The organism is Pseudomonas sp. NPDC089554, assembly GCF_050280645.1.
Classification (GTDB): domain Bacteria; phylum Pseudomonadota; class Gammaproteobacteria; order Pseudomonadales; family Pseudomonadaceae; genus Aquipseudomonas.
This window is the reverse complement of the sequence record NZ_JBNNVR010000108.1, coordinates 1-17,078: the sequence shown is the minus strand read 5'-3', so window position 1 is coordinate 17,078 and position 17,078 is coordinate 1. Positions and strand designations below refer to the sequence as shown.

Genomic DNA, 17,078 nt, shown 5'->3' with positions numbered 1-17,078 from the left:
GCATTGGCCGGGTTTTTTAGTGCCTGCAATCCAGGCGGTAAGGGCCGCGATGCGGCCCTCGGTGGATCAGACGGCTACGTGCAGGCGCACATCGACGTTGCCACGGGTAGCGTTGGAGTAAGGGCAGACCTGGTGCGCTTTCTCCACCAGGGCTTCAGCGTCGCCCTGGCTCAGGCCTGGCAGGCTGATGTGCAGGTCGATGTCCAGGCCGAAGCCGCCTGGGATCTGGCCGATACCGACTTTCGCGGTGATCGAGGCGTCGGCTGGCAGGGCTTTCTTTTCCTGGCCGGCGACGAACTTCAGGGCGCCGATGAAGCAGGCCGAGTAGCCAGCGGCGAACAGTTGCTCAGGGTTGGTACCTTCACCGCCAGCGCCGCCCAGTTCCTTGGGGGTGCTCAGCTTGACTTCGAGCTTGCCGTCGCTGGATTTGGACTTGCCATCGCGACCGCCGGTGGAGGTTGCTTCTGCGATGTACAGGGGAGTTACCTTTTGCATCTTGAGCCTCGCGTGTGTGCTGTGCGCCTTGGCGCTGGGTGGGTATGGGGCTTAACTTAGCGCGCAATTATTTGGCGTGCAAGTTATTTTTTTGAATCACGATCCAACAGGCATTGCACAGCGTAGTCGCTAAAGGTTTTTTTGCAGGCTGGCGCGTAGATCCAACAGCTCGGCTTGCAGTTTGCGTAGGCGTTCCAGGGTGCTACCGCTGGCGTTCACGATGCACTGTGGTACGCGCTGGGCCTGCAATTGCAGGTCGCGACCCTTGTCGGTCAGTTGCACCAACACCACGCGCTCGTCCTCGCGGCTGCGGATACGCTTGAGCAGGCCTTCGCTTTCCAGGCGCTTGAGCAGTGGGGTGAGCGAGCCGGGGTCGGTGATCAGGCGCTGGCTGATTTCGCCTACGGTCAGGCCGTCCTGTTCCCACAGCACGATCATGGCCAGGTACTGCGGGTAGGTCAGGCCCAGGGCCTGCAGTAGCGGTTTGTAGACCTTGGTCATCAGCAGCGACGTGGAGTGCAGGGCGAAGCAGACCTGGTTGTCCAGCAGCAGATCGTCGCAGGGGGTTGGTTTGTCGGCGTTCATGCTGGTCCTTGAATAACGTTTGGTTAAGAATCTAGCACGCTCATGGTTAGTGCGCTAATCATCCTTGCAGTTCGCTGCGCAGCGCCAGGTCCCAGGGTGGAACCGGGCTGAAGCGGCTCTTGAGGAATTCGAGCAGCAAGCGGCTGCGAGAGTTCGTTTCATGTTCCAGACGCAGTGCATAGATGCCCGTGGTTTCTGGCGCAGGCAGGCCGCTTTCACAGAACAGCGGCAACAACTCGCCGCGCAGCAGGTACTCACTGATCAGCCAGGTTGGCAGGTGCGCCACCCCCAGCCCGGCCAGGGCGCCGAACAGCAGTGCCTCGGCATTGTTGGCGGCCATGCGCATGCGCGCCGGGCGGTACAGGCGCAATTGCCCATCGACGCTGAAGCGCCAGGCGAACGGCGGGGCCAGGCCGTCCCAGTCCAGGCCGTCGTGCTCGGGCAACTCGCTGGGGGTGCGGGGTACGCCGCGGCTGGCCAGGTAGGCGGGGCTGGCACAGGCGATGCGCACCATCGAGGCCAGCGGCGTGGCCACCAGGCGAGTATCGGCCATGGGGCCGGCACGCAGCACCAGGTCGACTTCGCCCAGGTGGCTGCCGTGCATGTCGACGAAGCTGTCGATCAGCCGCAATTGCACATCCAGTCCGGGGTAGGCGACCAGGAAGTCGGCGATTGCCGGTGCCAGGTGGCGGCGGCCGAACGCCGCAGGTGCGTCGATGCGGATCAAGCCTTCCGGCGCGCTGCTCAACGACACTGCTTCGGCGCGGGCCAGGCGCAGCTCCTCGACAATACGCCGCGCCCGCTCGGCGAATGCTTTGCCTGCCGGCGTGACGCGCACCGCGTGGGTGCTACGCACGAACAGGCGGCTACCTACCGCGTTTTCCAGATTGTCGATGCGCCGCGCCACCGCCGAGGGCGTCAGGGGGTGGCGGCGGGCGGCGGCGGAGAAACTGCCAGCCTCCAGTACGTCGAGAAACAGGCTGAGTTGTTCGGTGAGAAGGTCTGGGCTCATGGCAATTCATCGGTTGCTTGTGCGAGTTACGCAAAGCCATTGTGCGCTGCTGTGCGTTTCCGTGCCAGGAAGCAATGGTTAGCATGCTTGGATAACTGGTGTAAGCGGATGAGACATTGATGATCGAGTGGTTGATGTACATCGCCTTGGGCGCTGCCTTGGGCACTGTGGGCGGGTTGTTCGGGATTGGCGGCGGGCTGATCGCCATCCCCGCATTGGGCGTGCTGTTCGGCCTCGACCAGCAACTGGCCCAAGGCACTGCCTTGGTGATGGTGGTGCCGAACGTGCTGCTGGCGCTGTGGCGTTACCACCAGCGTAACCGCATCGAACTGCGTCACGCTGTGCCGCTGTCGCTGTGCAGTTTCCTGTTCGCCTGGTTGGGGTCGATCTGGGCGGTGGGGTTGGATGCCCATTCCATGCGCGTGGGCTTCGTCGGCTTCCTGGTGGTGCTGGCGATATGGAACGTAGCGCGGATGTTCCTGCGCGTGGCACCGCCCAGCAGCGAACTGCGCTACCCCTGGCCTTGGCTGGGTGTGCTGGGTGCCTTCGCGGGCACCATGGGTGGCTTGTTCGGGGTGGGCGGGGCGGTGGTGGCGACGCCCATCCTCACCAGCGTGTTCGGTACCACCCAGGTGGTGGCCCAGGGCCTCTCTCTTGCGCTGGCGGCGCCCAGCACCGCGGTGACCCTGCTGACCTACGGTTTCCACCAGAGCGTCGACTGGCACGTAGGCATTCCGCTGGCCGTGGGCGGGCTGCTGAGCATCAGCTGGGGCGTGAAGCTGGCCCACGCACTGCCGGAGAAGGTGCTGCGCACGCTGTTCTGCGGGTTCCTGATCGTCTGTGCGGTGATGCTGGCCTGCGAGCTCTGAGGCTTTTACTGGAACCCCTCGGCCACATGGTCGGCCAGGCTGTCAGTGATCGGCGACTGGCTCTTGGGGTTGCGTAGCAGCATCACATTGGCCAATGGCAACTGCGGCAACCCGTGCTCTTCGCCGAGGATGTGCAGGTTGCCGCCGATCAGGCTCTGCAACTGCGCCGTCACCGCAAGCCCCGCGCCGACGATGGCGAAGATCGCCGCCAGGCTGGGGCTGGTGTAGGCAATGCGATAGTCGATCTCCCGCTGCTCCAGAGCGTTGCAGGCCCAGGAGCGGCAGAAGCAATCGGTGTTGAACATGGCCAGCGGCATCGGTCGCTGCTCCTGCGGGCAATAGCCCTGGGCCGCAGCCCACACCAGCCGTTCCTGGCGCAGCAGTTGGCCGACTTCCGAACCGGGCTCGCAGGTGATGATGGTCAGGTCCAGGTCCTGGCGTTGCATCAGCTGTTTCGAGGGTTCGCAATGCACCTCCACCTGGATCAGCGGGTAGCGCTGGGCGAAGCTCGAAAGAATGTTCGGCAGAAAGCGCATGGCGTAGTCGTCGGGTGTGCCGATGCGTACCACCCCGACCATGTGTGGCATGCGCAAGGTATTGAACACCTCGCCATGCAGCTTGAGGATGCGCCGGGCATAGCCCAGCAACACCTGGCCCTCGGCGGTCAGGCGCACCTGGCGACCGTCGCGTTCGAACAGCTGGCGCTGGAGGATGTCTTCCTCCAGGCGTTTCATCTGCATGCTGACGGCCGACTGGGTGCGATTGACCACTTCGCCGGCGCGGGTGAAACCACCTTGTTCGGCAATGGCAACGAAGGTGCGCAGCACATCCGCATCGAGGCTCTGGTATTGGGACATAGCATCAATCTCATAGATGCATAGCATTAGAAACATTCGTTGGCTTGATCTTAAGCCTGGCGCGAGACTGAAGCCATCTCTTACGGAGGGCTTCAAGATGAAAGGTCATGTCAGCTATCACTCGCACAGCTTTTCCCTCACCCACGCCATGAGCGCAGCAGCTCATCAGGTGTCGCGCTGGTATCAATTGGCGCGCCAGCGTCGGCAGTTGGCCAGCCTCAGCGACGAGGCATTGCACGACCTGGGCTTGAGCCGGGCCGACACCTTGCTGGAAGTGGAGCGCCCGTTCTGGGACGACCCGCTGCGCAAGTGAGGCCTTGATGACACTACACTGACCGCTCACCCACCCAGGAGCCGTGCAGTGTCTTCAAGCCTTTCCCTCAAGCAGGCCCGCCGCCTGGCCCTGTCCGCACAGGGCTTCGGCAAACCGGTCGATACGGCCCCCAGTGCCGTGGCTATAAAACGCATGCTGCAACGCCTGGGTGTGGTGCAGATCGATTCGGTCAACGCCCTGGTGCGTTCGCACTACCTGCCACTGTTCTCGCGCCTGGGCGACTACCCGCAGGCGGCGCTCGACCAGCTTGCCTGGGGCCGTGGCCGCCAGCGCCAACTGTTCGAATATTGGGGGCATGAGGCCTCGCTGCTGCCCTTGGCGCTGTACCCGCTCATGCGCTGGCGCATGGCCCAGGCGGCCCGGGGCGAGGGTATCTACCGGCAACTGGCGACCTTTGGCCGCGAGCGTCAGGATGTCATCGCCCGGGTGTTGGCGGCTGTGCGTGAGCAGGGGGCGTTGGGTGCGGGCAGCCTGTCCACCCGTGAGGAGCGCGCCGGCCCCTGGTGGGACTGGAGCGAGGAAAAACACGCGCTGGAATGGCTGTTCGCGGCAGGGCAGGTGACCGTGGCGGGGCGGCGTGGCTTCGAGCGCCTCTACGACCTGCCCGAGCGAGTACTGCCCAAGACCCTCCTCGAGCAACCCACGCCCAGCGATGCCGAGGCGCAACAGGGCCTGATGCTGCATGCCGCCACGGCCTTGGGCGTGGCGACCGAACAGGACCTGCGCGACTACTTCCGGCTAAGCCCCGCGCAAAGCAAGGCGGCGCTGGCCGAGCTGCTTGCCGATGGCCGCTTGCAGGCCTGTGCGGTGCAGGGCTGGAAGCAGCCGGCCTACTGCGTCGGCACGCCGCGTATTCCCCGGCGCATCGAAGCCAGCGCCTTGCTGTCGCCCTTCGATTCGTTGGTTTGGGCGCGTAGCCGCACCGAGCGCCTGTTCGGTTTTCGCTATCGCCTGGAAATCTACACCCCGGCGCCCAAGCGGGTGTATGGCTACTACGTGCTGCCGTTCCTGTATGGCGAGCGCATTGCCGCGCGGGTGGACCTGCGCGCCGAACGCGCCCGTGGCGAGTTGGCGGTGCATGCCGTGCACGAGGAACCCGAGGGGTTGGAGGAGGCGGGGTTCCACGCCCTGGCCCGGCACTTGGCGCGGTTGGCGCGTTGGCTGGGCCTGGAGCGGGTCAGGCTGGACTGCGCCCGCGACGAGGCAGCCCGCTTGCGTCAGGCGCTCAGCGACGCACCTGCTTGAGGGTTTCGGCAATCAGGAACGCCAGCTCCAGCGACTGGTCGGCATTCATGCGGGGGTCGCAGTGGGTGTGGTAGCGGTCTGACAGGCCATCTTCGGTGATCGGCCGGGCGCCGCCGATGCATTCGGTGACGTTCTGCCCGGTCATCTCGATATGGATGCCGCCGGCATAGCTGCCCTCGGCCTGGTGCACCTGGAAGAACTGTTTCACCTCGTCGAGGATCTGCGCGAAGTCGCGGGTCTTGTAGCCGCTGCTGGCCTTGATGGTGTTGCCGTGCATCGGGTCGGAGCTCCACAGCACCTTGCGCCCCTCGCGCTCGACGCTGCGGATCAGCCCCGGCAGGTGATCGCCGACCTTGCCGGCGCCCATGCGCACGATCAGGTTCAGGCGGCCCGGGTCGTTCTGCGGGTTGAGCACATCGATCAGGCGAATCAGTTCTTCGGTGTTCATGCTCGGGCCGACCTTGACCCCGATCGGGTTGTGCACCCCGCGCAGGAACTCCACGTGGGCGCCGTCGAGCTGGCGGGTGCGGTCGCCGATCCACAGCATGTGCGCCGAGCAGTCGTAGTAGTCGCCGGTCAGGCTGTCGCTGCGCACGAAGGCTTCTTCGTAGTTCAGCAGCAGCGCTTCGTGGGCGGTGAAGAAACTGGTTTCGCGCAGTTGTGGCGCGCTGTCCAGGCCGCAGGCACGCATGAAGGCGAGGGTTTCATCGATGCGGTTGGCCAACTGGTGGTACTTGTCGGCCAGGGCCGAGTTGGCGATGAAGTCCAGGTTCCACTTGTGCACCTGGTGCAAGTCGGCGAAACCGCCCTGGGCGAAGGCGCGCAGCAGGTTGAGGCTGGCGGTGGACTGGTGGTAGGCCTGCAACAGGCGCTCGGGGTCCGGCACGCGGCTGGCGGCGTCGAAACCGATGCCGTTGACGATGTCGCCGCGGTAGGCGGGCAGGGTGACCTGGCCGATGGTTTCGTCGCCCGCCGAGCGCGGCTTGGCGAACTGCCCGGCCATGCGACCCACCTTGACCACCGGGCAACCGGCGGCGAAGGTCATGACAATGGCCATTTGCAGCAGCACCTTGAAGGTGTCGCGGATCTTCGCCGCGCTGAACTCGGCGAAGCTCTCGGCGCAGTCGCCGCCTTGCAGCAGGAAGGCGCGGCCCTGGGTGACCTCGGCGAACTGGCGGCGCAGCTCGCGGGCTTCACCGGCGAACACCAGCGGCGGGTAGCTGGCCAGGGCCTGCTCGACCCGTTGCAGGTGCGCAGCGTCAGGGTAGGTCGGTTGCTGCTGGATCGGCAGGGTGCGCCAGCTGTCGGGGGTCCAGGGTTGGTTCATTGCAGGCTCGGTGTCGGACGTTGTCGTGCCTGCCATGGTATCAGGTGCCGCTGCGCTTGTTGCACCGCAGGCATTGGCGGACAATGCGCGTTTTTGCACGAGCGGGCAGGTGATGGCGACGGAGCGGGAAGAGCGGCTGCTGGCCCGGGTGGAAGATGCCTTTGGCGTCATCAGTGTGTACGAGGTCGAGGACTACCGCTTCCTTGAGTTCGGCGACGCCATCGAGCAGAGCTGCACCTTCACCGCCGACCCCAGCTGGCTGGAGTACGACTACACCCGGGCGATGCTGGTGGGCGCGCTGTGCCACGAACAGCCGGAAAGCGCGCTGTTCCTCGGCCTTGGTGCTGGCACCCTGACCCAGGCGTGCCTGAAGTTCCTGCCGCTGGAAGATGTCGAGGCCATCGAGCTGCGCCCGGATGTGCCGCGCCTGGCCATGGAATACCTGGGCCTGGACGATGACCCACGGCTCTACGTGCGGGTGGGCGATGCCCTGGAGCTGCTGCCCAGCGCCGAACAGGCCGACCTGATCTTCGTCGACCTCTATACCGACCACGGGCCAGGTGTCGGCCACCTGGCCTGGGGTTTCCTGGAAAACTGCCAGAAGCAGCTCAACCCGGGGGGCTGGCTGGTCATCAACCAATGGGCCAGCGACGATGGCAGGCCCTTGGGCGCGGCGCTGTTGCGCGGCCTGTATCACCGCCATTACTGGGAGCTGCCGGTGAAAGAGGGCAATGTGATCCTGCTGGTGCCGGCGGACCTGGAGCAGACGCTGGACCTCGATGGGCTGCGGGCGCGAGCTGGGGCGCTGGCGACGCGGCTGGGGTATTCGCTGGAGTACTTGATCCGGGAGGTTCGTCCAGCGACCTGAAGAAACGTTTCAGCCGCTTCCCGGATACTGGCCACGATCTGTGAAAAATTTCTCACGGATCAACACTATTTCGTATATAGTACGCGCCGGTCTTTTAGCGGACCGCAAAATCAGGTGGTGCAAACCCTCCGAGTCCAGCTTCGGCTGCACGTCCGCTAGGCGGACTTTCCCACGTTTTCTTTTTCAATCGTTTTCGCAAATCCCCGCCGCCAAAGCTGCCTGGGTGACCTTCGGGTCTTTCAAGGCATGTGCAGCTTTGGAGCATGGGTCTTTGCGGATGCACATAGAGGCAGACCCATGACCCAGGAAACCGGCGGATTCGCCGCTCTCGAACTCAATCCGAACATTGTTGCCGCCGTTCTGGCGACTGGCTACGAAGAGCCGTCGGCCATTCAGCAACAGTCGATCCCGATCATCCTCGCCGGTCACGACATGATCGGCCAGGCGCAGACTGGCACCGGCAAGACCGCTGCCTTCGCCCTGCCGATCCTCAACAAGATCGACGTGAGCAAGCGCGAACCGCAAGCCCTGATCCTGGCGCCAACCCGTGAGTTGGCGCTGCAAGTAGCTACCGCTTTCGAAACCTACGCCAAGCAGATGCCGGGCGTTAACGTGGTGGCCGTGTACGGCGGCGCGCCGATGGGCCCGCAACTGCGCGCCATCCGCAACGGCGCGCAGATCGTCGTCGCCACCCCAGGCCGCCTGTGCGACCACCTGCGCCGTGACGAGAAAGTGCTGTCCACCGTTCAGTACCTGGTACTGGACGAAGCCGACGAGATGCTCAAGCTCGGCTTCATGGACGACCTCGAAGTGATCTTCGATGCCATCCCGGCTTCGCGCCAGACCGTGCTGTTCTCCGCCACCCTGCCGTCTTCGATCCGCAGTATCGCCGAGCGTCACCTGCGCGAGCCGAAGCACGTCAAGATCCAGAGCAAGACCCAGACCGTTACCGCGATCGACCAGGCCCACCTGATGGTCCATGCCGACCAGAAGATCCCGGCCGTACTGCGTCTGCTGGAAGTGGAAGAGTTCGACGCGCTGATCGCCTTCGTGCGCACCAAGCAAGCCACCCTGGACCTGGCCGCCGCGCTGGAAGCCAAGGGCTACAAGGCTGCCGCGCTGAACGGCGACATCGCCCAGAACCAGCGTGAGCGCGTGATCGACTCGCTCAAGGATGGCCGCCTGGACATCGTCGTCGCCACCGACGTCGCTGCCCGTGGCCTGGACGTACCGCGCATCACCCACGTGTTCAACGTCGACATGCCGTACGACCCGGAGTCCTACGTACACCGTATCGGCCGTACTGGCCGTGCCGGTCGCGAAGGCCGTGCGCTGCTGCTGGTCACTCCGCGTGAGCGCCGCATGCTGCAAGTGATCGAGCGCGTGACCGGGCAGAAGGTTGCCGAAGCGCGCCTGCCTAACCCGCAAGCGGTGCTCGATGCACGCATCAAGAAGCTGACCAAGAGCCTGGCGCCGCTGGTGGCCGAGTCCGAGGCCAGCCATGGCGAGCTGTTCGACCGCCTGACCGCCGACCTGGGTTGCAGCGCGCGTGCACTGGCTTCGGCCCTGCTGCGCAAGGCCACCAATGGCCAGGCGCTGGACCTGGCAGCGGTAGAGCGTGAGCAGCCGCTGGTGCCGACCCACACCCCGCGTGAGCGCAGCACTGCTGACCGCGCCGAGCGTGGTGAGCGCAGCGATCGTGGCGACCGCGAGCGTCGCGCGCCGATGCCGCTGGGTGAAGGCCGCGTGCGTTGCCGTACCGCCCTGGGTGCCCGCGATGGTATCGCTGCCAAGAACCTGCTGGGGGCGATCCTCAACGAAGGTGGCCTGGCTCGTGATGCGATCGGTCGTATTCAGGTGCGCGACAGCTTCAGCCTGGTCGAGCTGCCGGAAGAAGGCCTGGAGCGTCTGCTCACCAAGCTCAAGGACACCCGCGTCGCCGGCAAGCAGCTGAAGCTGCGCCGCTACCGCGAGGATTGATCCTGGCGCGGCAATGAAAAATCCCCGGTCTAGGCCGGGGATTTTTTTTGCGTCTGTGGCAGGGCGCGCTCAATCGAACCGGTAGATGTCCATCCCCAGCGCGCCCAGGGTGAAGCCTTGGTGTACCAGGGAGAATCGTTCGCCCGCGCCCATTGCGAAGAACAGCGGCAGCAGGTGTTCGTCAGTGGGGTGGTTGCGCGCCGCGTGGGGTGCTTGTTGCCGATAATCCAGCAGTGCGGTGCGGTCATCGTCTTCCAGGCGCTGCGCCACCCAGTCGCGGAACGCCTTGGCCCAGGGTTCGATCACCTCTGGCCCGGCCTGCCAGCTCAACTCGCCCAGGTTGTGGGTGATGCTGCCCGAGCCGACCAGCAGGATGCCGTCTTCGCGCAGGGGCTTCAGCGCCTCGCCGACGCGCACTTGCAGCGCGGGGCCGAAATGGCTGGGCAGCGAAACCTGAAGCACCGGGATGTCGGCGTCCGGGTACATCAACGACAGCGGCACCCAGGTGCCATGGTCGAAGGGCCGCTGGTTGTCGCGGCTGGCCGGAAGGTCGGCGGCCGCCAGCAGGTCGATGACCCGCTGGGCCAGTTCCGGCTCGCCGGGGGCGGGGTACTGCACGGCATGCAAGGCTGCCGGGAAGCCGCGGAAGTCATGCCAGGTGGGCGGTTGTGCCGTGCTCATCACTTGCAGGGCGCGGCTTTCCCAGTGCGCCGACACTACCACGATGGCCTTGGGGCGCGGCAACCCGGCCGCCAGCGCTGCCAGGGCCGGGCCGCTGGCACCGGGTTGCAGGGCAAGCATGGGTGAGCCGTGGGAGATGAACAGGCTGGGCAGCATGGTGAGGTTCCGCAGGTTAAGATGCTGTCATCTTCGGGCAGCTATCCATCAGTATCCAGCGCAAGTTTTGCACGTTAACTATCGAAAAATCGGGAGCATTCATGGAGCCGGCGTTCTGGCACAAGCGGTGGGCGGACCACCAGATCGGTTTCCACCAGGTCAAGGTGAATCCGTATTTGCAAGCGCATTGGGCGGGCTTGGCGCTGGCCCCCGGCAGCCGCGTGCTGGTGCCGCTATGCGGCAAGAGCCTGGACCTCACCTGGCTGGCCGGGCAGGGCCACCGGGTGCTGGGCGTCGAGCTGTCGCGGCGGGCAGTGGAGGATTTCTTCACTGAGCACGAGCTGACGCCGCAGGTGACACAGCAGGGCGCGTTCGAGGTGTGGCGCAGTGGTGAGGTGGAGCTGTGGTGCGGCGACTTCTTCGCCTTGCAAGCGCAGGACCTGGCCGATTGCAGCGGGCTCTATGACCGAGCGGCACTGATTGCATTGCCGCCGTCGATGCGTGAGCGTTACATGGCGCTGCTATCGGCGGTGTTGCCCGCGACCTGCAAGGGCTTGCTGGTGACCTTGGAGTACGACCAGGCGCTGAGCGACGGCCCGCCGTTCTCGGTGCTGGACGATGAGGTGCGGCGCGGTTTCGAGGGCTGGCAGCTGGATGAATTGGAGGCGCCGCAGGTTATCGAGAAGAGCCCGAAGTTCCAGATGGCCGGGGTGTCGAGCCTGGTGGAGCGGGTATATCGGCTGGCCCGCTGAGGGTGGGGCATGAAAAAAGGCGACCCAGGGGTCGCCTTTTTTCGTTGCAGCGGGCAATCAACCGCGGCGGCGCAGCGCCTCGATACGATCCTCCAGCGGCGGGTGGCTCATCAGCAGGCCGGCCAGGCCCTGCTTCAGGCCGCCATTGATGCCGAAGGCCTTCATGGTGTCGGGCATGTGCACCGGCATGCCTTGTTCCACGCGCAGGCGCTGCAGCGCGCTGATCATCGCGGCGGTGCCGGCGAGCTGGGCGCCGGCCTCGTCGGCGCGGTATTCGCGGCGACGCGAGAACCACATGACGATGATGCTGGCCAGGATGCCCAGGATGATCTCGGCGACGATGGTCGCGACGTAGTAGGCGATGCCTTGGCCTTCTTCGTTCTTGAAGATCACCTTGTCGACGAAGTTGCCGATGATGCGTGCGAAGAACATCACGAAGGTGTTCACCACGCCTTGCACCAGTGCCAGGGTGACCATGTCGCCGTTGGCCACGTGGCCGATCTCGTGGGCCAGTACCGCGCGCACCTCATCGGGCGAGAAGCGCTCCAGCAGGCCTTGCGACACCGCTACCAGTGCGTCGTTGCGGTTCCAGCCGGTGGCGAAGGCGTTGGCCTCGTAGGCCGGGAAGATACCCACCTCGGGCATCTTGATACCGGCCTCGCGGGACAGCTCCTCGACCGTTTGCAGCAGCCACTGTTCGTGGCGAGTGCGCGGCTGGGTGATGATCTGGGTGCCGGTGCTCATCTTCGCCATCCACTTGGAGATGAACAGCGAGACCAGCGAGCCTGCGAAGCCGAACACGGCGCAGAATACCAGCAGGCTGCTCAGGTTCAGGTCGACGCCGTTGGCGGCCATGAACCCGTCGAAGCCGAACAGGCTGAGGGTAATGCTTGCAACCAGCACCACCGCAAGGTTGGTGGCCACAAACAACAGAATGCGCATCATGGTTGTTACGTTCTCCTGACGGACGAAAATCTAGCGTTCTGCGGGGGTATATAAGGGGGCGGGCACAACGATTCAACCGGTCGACTATTTCAAACTGTGTACCGGGGAGTATGGCAGAGGGTGGCGCGGGAGCTGTGGGATAGAGCGTTGCAGGATGTAAGAATTCATCTAACCCATTTGCGGGCAAATGGAATCGCCCGCAAATGGCAGATGGCCTTTATTGCTGGTAGGTGCGCAGGAAGTTGCCGATCCGGCCGATGGCCTGTTCCAGGTCGTCGACCCGTGGCAGGGTGACCACGCGGAAGTGGTCGGGCCATGGCCAGTTGAACGCGGTGCCCTGGACGACCAGCAGTTTTTCCGACAGCAGCAAATCGAGCACGAATTTTTCGTCGTTGAAGATCGGGCACACCTTCGGGTCGATCCGCGGGAAGGCGTACAGCGCGCCCATGGGCTTGACGCAGCTCACGCCAGGAATGGCATTGAGCAGCTCGTAGGTGCGGTTGCGCTGCTCCAGCAGGCGGCCATTGGGCAGCACCAGGTCGTTGATGCTCTGGTAGCCGCCCAGTGCGGTCTGGATGGCGTGCTGCGACGGCACGTTGGCACACAGGCGCATGTTGGCCAGCATGTCGATGCCTTCGATATAGCTCTGGGCGTGCTGCTTGGGCCCGGAGATGATCAGCCAGCCGGAGCGAAAGCCCGCCACCCGGTACGACTTGGACAGGCCGTTGAAGGTCAGGCACAGCACGTCGGGGGCCAGGGACGCGGTGCTGATGTGCACGGCCTCGTCGTAGAGGATCTTGTCGTAGATCTCGTCGGAGAACACCACCAGGTTGTGCTGGCGCGCCAGCTCCAGCATGCCCAGCAGCAGTTCCTTGGAGTACACCGCACCGGTCGGGTTGTTCGGGTTGATGATCACCAGGGCCTTGGTGTTCGGGGTGATCTTGGCCTTGATGTCGTCCAGGTCCGGGAACCAGTCGGCCTGCTCGTCGCACAGGTAGTGCACCGGCTTGCCGCCGGCCAGGCTCACGGCGGCGGTCCACAGCGGGTAGTCCGGCGCCGGGATCAGCACTTCGTCGCCATTGTTGAGCAGTGCCTGCATCGACATCACGATCAGCTCGGACACCCCGTTGCCCAGGTAGATGTCCTCGATGCCGACGCCGTCGATCTGCTTCTGCTGGCAGTACTGCATGACCGCCTTGCGCGCGCTGAACAGGCCTTTGGAGTCGCTGTAGCCCTGGGCGGTGGGCAGGTTGCGGATCACGTCCTGGAGGATTTCGTCCGGCGCCTCGAAGCCAAAGGGCGCTGGGTTGCCGATGTTCAGCTTGAGGATGCGTTGGCCTTCCTCTTCCAGGCGTTTGGCGTGCTTGAGCACCGGGCCGCGAATGTCGTAGCAGACATTGGCGAGCTTGTTCGATTTGCTGAACTGCATGATGTGATCCCGATTGGATAAGTCGCGGGGCGCGGCCGTCAAAAGGTTTGAAAAGGACGGCGCGCGGGTGCCAGACTGAGCGTCTGCACACAAGCCAACTAATATACGTGCCACCCGCGCTGTGGAAAAGCCAGCGCAGGGTGAAATTCAGCCTGCCGAGGTCCACCCATGCACAAGATCGAGAAAACCCTGGAAGAATGGCGCGCCATGCTCGACCCGGCGCAGTACCAGGTGTGCCGCCTCAAAGGCACCGAGCGGCCGTTCAGCGGCAAGTACAACAGCGAGCGCCGCGACGGTATCTACCATTGCATCTGCTGCAACCTGCCGTTGTTCGATGCGCAGACCAAGTTCGATTCCGGCTGCGGCTGGCCGAGCTTCTACGCACCGATCGAGGATAGCGCGATGGTCGAGATCCGCGACACCTCCCATGGCATGATCCGCACCGAAGTCACCTGCGCCCAGTGCGACGCGCACCTGGGCCACGTGTTCCCCGACGGCCCGCCGCCGACCGGCCTGCGCTACTGCATCAACTCGGTATGCATCGACCTCAAACCGCGTGACTGAACGGAGCCTCGACATGCAAGACGCATTGCTGGACCTGCCCTGCGTGACCCTGAGCGGCGAGCAGAAAACCCTCGGCGACTTCGCCGGCAAGGCACTGCTGGTGGTCAACACCGCCAGCCAGTGTGGCTTCACCCCGCAGTACAAGGGCCTGGAGCAGCTGTGGCAGCAATACCGCGAGCAGGGCCTGGTGGTGCTGGGCTTTCCGTGCAACCAGTTCGGCAAGCAGGAGCCGGGCGATGCCAAGGAGATCGCGCAGTTCTGCGAGCTGAACTTCGGCGTGAGCTTCCCGCTGTTTCGCAAGGTCGAGGTAAACGGCCCCGGTGCCCACCCGCTGTTCGTCGAGTTGAAGCAGCGTGCGCCGGGCCTTTTCGGTACGCAGAAAATCAAGTGGAACTTCACCAAGTTCCTCATCGACCCGGCCAGCGGCAAGGTCACCCGCTACGCCCCCACCACCAAGCCTGAGGCGATCAAGGCCTCGGTCGAGGCGCTGCTCAGCCGCTGACCGGCACCCACTGGTCGATCAGCGCCAGCAGCTCCTCGCGGCGGAACGGCTTGGCCAGATAGTCGTCCATGCCCGCGGCGCGGCAACGGTCGCGTTCCTCGGGCATGGCGTTGGCGGTCAGCGCGACGATCGGCAGGTCTGGCCAGCGCCCGCTCTGGCGAATGCGCCGGCTGGCCTCGTAGCCGTCCATCACCGGCATGTTGCAGTCCATCAGCACCATGTCGAACCCTTCGTGCTCAAGCATCTCCAGGGCTTCCCCGCCATGGGCGGCGACCTGCACCTGGCAGCCGAGCTTGCCCAGCATGCCCTTGGCTACCAACTGGTTCACCGGGTTGTCCTCGACCAGCAGGATTCGCGCCCGACGCTCCAGGCCTTTGCCGGCCTCATGGGCCAGTGGCGCACTGGGCTCGCCCTGCAGGGTACGGCGCAGGATCTGGTACAGCGCATTGCGCGCCAGCGGGCGGGCCAACTGGTGCAGTGGCGCCAGGCGCGTGGCTTCCTCGCCAGGCAGGAAGTTGCCGTAGGCGGTCACCAGCAGGATCGGCGCCTTGATGCCAGGGCGCAGGTCGAGCAGGTGTTCCACGTCGTCGGTGATCAGCAGGTCCAGGGGCGCGCCTTCCAGCCCGTCGGCGTTGTCGCGACGTTCATACTCCAGGCCCCAGTCGGGTAGCAGACCTTCCAGCAATTCCGCCAGGCCGCTGCTGGCATTGCTCAGTACCACCACATGCCCTTGCAACTGCGCAGGGTGCGCCGCTTCGCTGTGGCTTAGCAGGGGCAGGTCGGCACTGAAGCGGCTGCCGAAGCCGCTCTCGGAATGAATGTGCAGGTGGCCTTGCATGGCCTTGCACAGGTTGCGTGTCAGCGTCAGGCCCAGCCCGGTGCCGCCATACTGGCGGGTGATGCCGGCGCCGGCTTGGGTGAAGGGCTGGAAGATTCGCGCCTGGGCCTCTTCGGGAATGCCGATGCCGGTATCGCAGACCTCCAGGCGCACCCCGCCGACGATGGTCGACAGGCGCACGTCGACGCGGCCGAAGCGGGTGAATTTCAGTGCATTGGACAACAGGTTGCTGACGATCTGCCGCACCCGGGTGGGGTCGCCCAGCACCATGGCGGGGAAGTCCGGGGTCACCAGGCAAGTGAGCTCGACGCTGGGCGCGGCATTCTGCGACAGCAGGTTGGCGGTGTCCTCGACCATCGCGCCCAGGTCGAAGGGAATGCGTTCGAGCTCCAGCTGGCCGGCGTCGAACTTGGACAAGTCGAGGATATCGTTGAGCAGCTCGACCAGCACCTTGCCCGAGTCGTGGGCGATCGACAGCTGCTGGCGCTGCTCGGCGGTCAGGCCGCTGTCCAGGGCCAGCGCGATCATGCCCAGCATGCCGTTGAGCGGGGTGCGGATCTCGTGGCTCATGTTGGCCAGGAAGGCGGCGCGTGCCTGGGCCATGTCCAGGGCGCGCCGACGGGCTTCCTCCAGCTCTTGGTTGGACTGGCTCAGGCGGGTGTTGCTGGCCTTCAGCTCGTCGGTGCGCGCCGAGACGATGTCTTCCAGCTCGTTGAGGTATTGCGTCAGGCGGTTCTCGGCGCTGCGCCGCTGCTGGATCTCGGTGGCCATGCTGACGAACTGCTGGTTGGCGACCTTGACCAGCACGCCGATCTCGTCGTGCTCGTGGCCGTGGGGGTATTCCAGCCGCGTGCGCCCGGGCTGGCGCGGGTCGCTGCTGCTGAGCGCGCCGATCACCGTGACCAGTGGCTTGGTCAGCATCATGTAGAACAGCGCCAGCAGAATGCCGGTGAGTACCAGGCTGCGGGTGAAGCCGTTGAGCAGGGTGACCCCGGCGCGGTCGAGGAAGCGGCTGCCGAAGGCGTAGGTGTCGATTTCCAGGTACAGCGTGCCGAGATACTCGTCGGGCATGTGCGCCAGGAACAGGCGGTCGCGGAACTGGCGCTGCTCGCCGAACAGGAAGTCGCTCAGGGCTCGGTAGCGGTCTTCCTCGCGCGAGCGCTGGACGTCGGCCAGCACGGTATCGTTGTTGTCGATCAGCCGCGCGCGGATCACCGCCGGTGACTGCAACAGGCCGCCGGTAAGCTCCTTGGCCAGTTCCGCGTCGATGTTGTAGGCAATGCGCGAGGCCGGGTCGTGGCTGATTTTCAGCAGCGCTTGCACTTCACGGTTGATGGAAGCGTCTTCGCTGGCATAATCGATGCCGATCTGGATGAGACTGAGCAAGGTTCCCAGGATGAAGCCGACCAGGACTGTCAATCGGGCTTGCTTGTATGACAGGCGATTGGTGAACTTGATATCCATGTTTCCCGAGCCGGTTCCAACGCTCTTTGCGCTGCGCAAGCATAGCCGATCAACCTCGGCTGCTGGCGGGTCTGTCTGTTGTTTCGATTGATCTTTCTTTGGGGCCGGTGCCGGCCCATCGCGGGGCAAGCCCGCTCCCTCAGGTACCCCGCCGATTTCGAATACGGCGAGGTAC

General features: G+C 64.7%; 15 protein-coding genes and 2 pseudogenes. 8 read left to right on the top strand and 9 right to left on the bottom strand.

Going from position 1 to position 17,078, the window contains the following annotated elements:
* Nucleotides 1–66: 66 nt before the first annotated feature.
* The 3 genes from ACQKPE_RS23035 to ACQKPE_RS23025 all read right to left on the bottom strand — a co-directional run bounded on the left by ACQKPE_RS23035 (nucleotide 67) and on the right by ACQKPE_RS23025 (nucleotide 2,092).
* The gene (locus ACQKPE_RS23035; RefSeq protein WP_427669000.1) at nucleotides 67–495 is read right to left on the bottom strand and encodes an organic hydroperoxide resistance protein; all 429 of its coding nucleotides are present in this window, start codon (nucleotides 493–495) and stop codon (nucleotides 67–69) included.
* 129 nt (nucleotides 496–624) lie between these two features.
* Entirely contained in the window at nucleotides 625–1,080 is a 456-nt protein-coding gene (locus ACQKPE_RS23030; RefSeq protein ID WP_427668999.1) for a MarR family winged helix-turn-helix transcriptional regulator, read from the bottom strand.
* A gap of 58 nt (nucleotides 1,081–1,138) precedes the next feature.
* The gene (locus tag ACQKPE_RS23025; RefSeq protein ID WP_427668998.1) at nucleotides 1,139–2,092 is read right to left on the bottom strand and encodes a LysR substrate-binding domain-containing protein; all 954 of its coding nucleotides are present in this window, start codon (nucleotides 2,090–2,092) and stop codon (nucleotides 1,139–1,141) included.
* 119 nt (nucleotides 2,093–2,211) lie between these two features.
* On the opposite strand from ACQKPE_RS23025, the gene ACQKPE_RS23020 reads away from it, so the two are divergent.
* Entirely contained in the window at nucleotides 2,212–2,961 is a 750-nt protein-coding gene (locus ACQKPE_RS23020; RefSeq protein ID WP_427668997.1) for a sulfite exporter TauE/SafE family protein, read from the top strand.
* Between the two features lie 5 nt (nucleotides 2,962–2,966).
* Here the strand turns inward: ACQKPE_RS23020 and ACQKPE_RS23015 are convergent, their stop codons facing one another.
* On the bottom strand, nucleotides 2,967–3,818 hold the full coding sequence (locus ACQKPE_RS23015) for a LysR substrate-binding domain-containing protein (protein ID WP_427668996.1): 852 nt from the start codon (nucleotides 3,816–3,818) through the stop codon (nucleotides 2,967–2,969).
* A 97-nt stretch (nucleotides 3,819–3,915) separates the two neighbouring features.
* On the opposite strand from ACQKPE_RS23015, the gene ACQKPE_RS23010 reads away from it, so the two are divergent.
* Together ACQKPE_RS23010 and ACQKPE_RS23005 are read left to right on the top strand one after the other, a co-directional pair.
* Nucleotides 3,916–4,131, top strand: coding sequence for a DUF1127 domain-containing protein (locus tag ACQKPE_RS23010; protein WP_427668995.1), 216 nt, complete (start codon nucleotides 3,916–3,918; stop codon nucleotides 4,129–4,131).
* 48 nt (nucleotides 4,132–4,179) lie between these two features.
* Nucleotides 4,180–5,397 (top strand): winged helix-turn-helix domain-containing protein, encoded by a 1,218-nt coding sequence (locus ACQKPE_RS23005; RefSeq protein WP_427668994.1) that lies wholly within the window; start codon nucleotides 4,180–4,182, stop codon nucleotides 5,395–5,397.
* On the opposite strand, the gene ACQKPE_RS23000 is transcribed toward ACQKPE_RS23005, so the two are convergent.
* Nucleotides 5,378–6,724, bottom strand: coding sequence for a class II 3-deoxy-7-phosphoheptulonate synthase (locus ACQKPE_RS23000; RefSeq protein ID WP_427668993.1), 1,347 nt, complete (start codon nucleotides 6,722–6,724; stop codon nucleotides 5,378–5,380). The genes ACQKPE_RS23005 and ACQKPE_RS23000 overlap by 20 nt on opposite strands.
* Nucleotides 6,725–6,836: 112 nt before the next feature.
* On the opposite strand from ACQKPE_RS23000, the gene ACQKPE_RS22995 reads away from it, so the two are divergent.
* Both ACQKPE_RS22995 and ACQKPE_RS22990 read left to right on the top strand, forming a co-directional pair.
* Complete coding sequence (locus tag ACQKPE_RS22995; protein ID WP_427668992.1) at nucleotides 6,837–7,592, top strand: spermidine synthase; 756 nt, start codon at nucleotides 6,837–6,839, stop codon at nucleotides 7,590–7,592.
* Between the two features lie 263 nt (nucleotides 7,593–7,855).
* Nucleotides 7,856–9,572: pseudogene (locus tag ACQKPE_RS22990) on the top strand (DEAD/DEAH box helicase).
* 69 nt (nucleotides 9,573–9,641) lie between these two features.
* Here the strand turns inward: ACQKPE_RS22990 and ACQKPE_RS22985 are convergent.
* Nucleotides 9,642–10,409, bottom strand: coding sequence for a DODA-type extradiol aromatic ring-opening family dioxygenase (locus ACQKPE_RS22985; protein ID WP_427668991.1), 768 nt, complete (start codon nucleotides 10,407–10,409; stop codon nucleotides 9,642–9,644).
* Between the two features lie 101 nt (nucleotides 10,410–10,510).
* Here ACQKPE_RS22985 and ACQKPE_RS22980 point away from each other — a divergent pair, with 101 nt between their 5' ends.
* The gene (locus ACQKPE_RS22980; protein WP_427668990.1) at nucleotides 10,511–11,161 is read left to right on the top strand and encodes a thiopurine S-methyltransferase; all 651 of its coding nucleotides are present in this window, start codon (nucleotides 10,511–10,513) and stop codon (nucleotides 11,159–11,161) included.
* 57 nt (nucleotides 11,162–11,218) lie between these two features.
* On the opposite strand, the gene htpX is transcribed toward ACQKPE_RS22980, so the two are convergent.
* Both htpX and ACQKPE_RS22970 read right to left on the bottom strand, forming a co-directional pair.
* Nucleotides 11,219–12,106, bottom strand: coding sequence for a protease HtpX (gene htpX, locus ACQKPE_RS22975; RefSeq protein WP_427668989.1), 888 nt, complete (start codon nucleotides 12,104–12,106; stop codon nucleotides 11,219–11,221).
* 217 nt (nucleotides 12,107–12,323) lie between these two features.
* Nucleotides 12,324–13,535 carry a pyridoxal phosphate-dependent aminotransferase gene (locus ACQKPE_RS22970; protein WP_375101985.1) on the bottom strand — a complete coding sequence of 404 codons (1,212 nt, stop codon included), beginning with the start codon at nucleotides 13,533–13,535 and terminating at the stop codon, nucleotides 12,324–12,326.
* 168 nt (nucleotides 13,536–13,703) lie between these two features.
* Here ACQKPE_RS22970 and msrB point away from each other — a divergent pair, with 168 nt between their 5' ends.
* Nucleotides 13,704–14,099, top strand: coding sequence for a peptide-methionine (R)-S-oxide reductase MsrB (gene msrB, locus ACQKPE_RS22965; protein ID WP_427668988.1), 396 nt, complete (start codon nucleotides 13,704–13,706; stop codon nucleotides 14,097–14,099).
* A gap of 13 nt (nucleotides 14,100–14,112) precedes the next feature.
* Nucleotides 14,113–14,601, top strand: coding sequence for a glutathione peroxidase (locus ACQKPE_RS22960; protein WP_427668987.1), 489 nt, complete (start codon nucleotides 14,113–14,115; stop codon nucleotides 14,599–14,601).
* Here the strand turns inward: ACQKPE_RS22960 and ACQKPE_RS22955 are convergent.
* A pseudogene (locus ACQKPE_RS22955) lies at nucleotides 14,591–16,946 on the bottom strand (response regulator). The gene ACQKPE_RS22960 and the pseudogene ACQKPE_RS22955 sit on opposite strands and share 11 nt — an antisense overlap.
* Nucleotides 16,947–17,078: the final 132 nt, after the last annotated feature.

Bases quoted from the DNA above. Each gene is read 5' to 3' on its own strand.
- ACQKPE_RS23020 (WP_427668997.1), top strand. From the start codon at position 2,212: ATGATCGAGTGGTTGATGTACATCGCCTTGGGCGCTGCCTTGGGCACT.
- ACQKPE_RS23010 (WP_427668995.1), top strand. From the start codon at position 3,916: ATGAAAGGTCATGTCAGCTATCACTCGCACAGCTTTTCCCTCACCCAC.
- ACQKPE_RS22960 (WP_427668987.1), top strand. From the start codon at position 14,113: ATGCAAGACGCATTGCTGGACCTGCCCTGCGTGACCCTGAGCGGCGAG.
- ACQKPE_RS23000 (WP_427668993.1), bottom strand. From the start codon at position 6,724: ATGAACCAACCCTGGACCCCCGACAGCTGGCGCACCCTGCCGATCCAG.
- msrB (WP_427668988.1), top strand. From the start codon at position 13,704: ATGCACAAGATCGAGAAAACCCTGGAAGAATGGCGCGCCATGCTCGAC.
- ACQKPE_RS23035 (WP_427669000.1), bottom strand. From the start codon at position 495: ATGCAAAAGGTAACTCCCCTGTACATCGCAGAAGCAACCTCCACCGGC.
- ACQKPE_RS23030 (WP_427668999.1), bottom strand. From the start codon at position 1,080: ATGAACGCCGACAAACCAACCCCCTGCGACGATCTGCTGCTGGACAAC.
- ACQKPE_RS22985 (WP_427668991.1), bottom strand. From the start codon at position 10,409: ATGCTGCCCAGCCTGTTCATCTCCCACGGCTCACCCATGCTTGCCCTG.
- ACQKPE_RS22995 (WP_427668992.1), top strand. From the start codon at position 6,837: ATGGCGACGGAGCGGGAAGAGCGGCTGCTGGCCCGGGTGGAAGATGCC.
- ACQKPE_RS22980 (WP_427668990.1), top strand. From the start codon at position 10,511: ATGGAGCCGGCGTTCTGGCACAAGCGGTGGGCGGACCACCAGATCGGT.
- ACQKPE_RS22970 (WP_375101985.1), bottom strand. From the start codon at position 13,535: ATGCAGTTCAGCAAATCGAACAAGCTCGCCAATGTCTGCTACGACATT.
- htpX (WP_427668989.1), bottom strand. From the start codon at position 12,106: ATGATGCGCATTCTGTTGTTTGTGGCCACCAACCTTGCGGTGGTGCTG.
- ACQKPE_RS23015 (WP_427668996.1), bottom strand. From the start codon at position 3,818: ATGTCCCAATACCAGAGCCTCGATGCGGATGTGCTGCGCACCTTCGTT.
- ACQKPE_RS23025 (WP_427668998.1), bottom strand. From the start codon at position 2,092: ATGAGCCCAGACCTTCTCACCGAACAACTCAGCCTGTTTCTCGACGTA.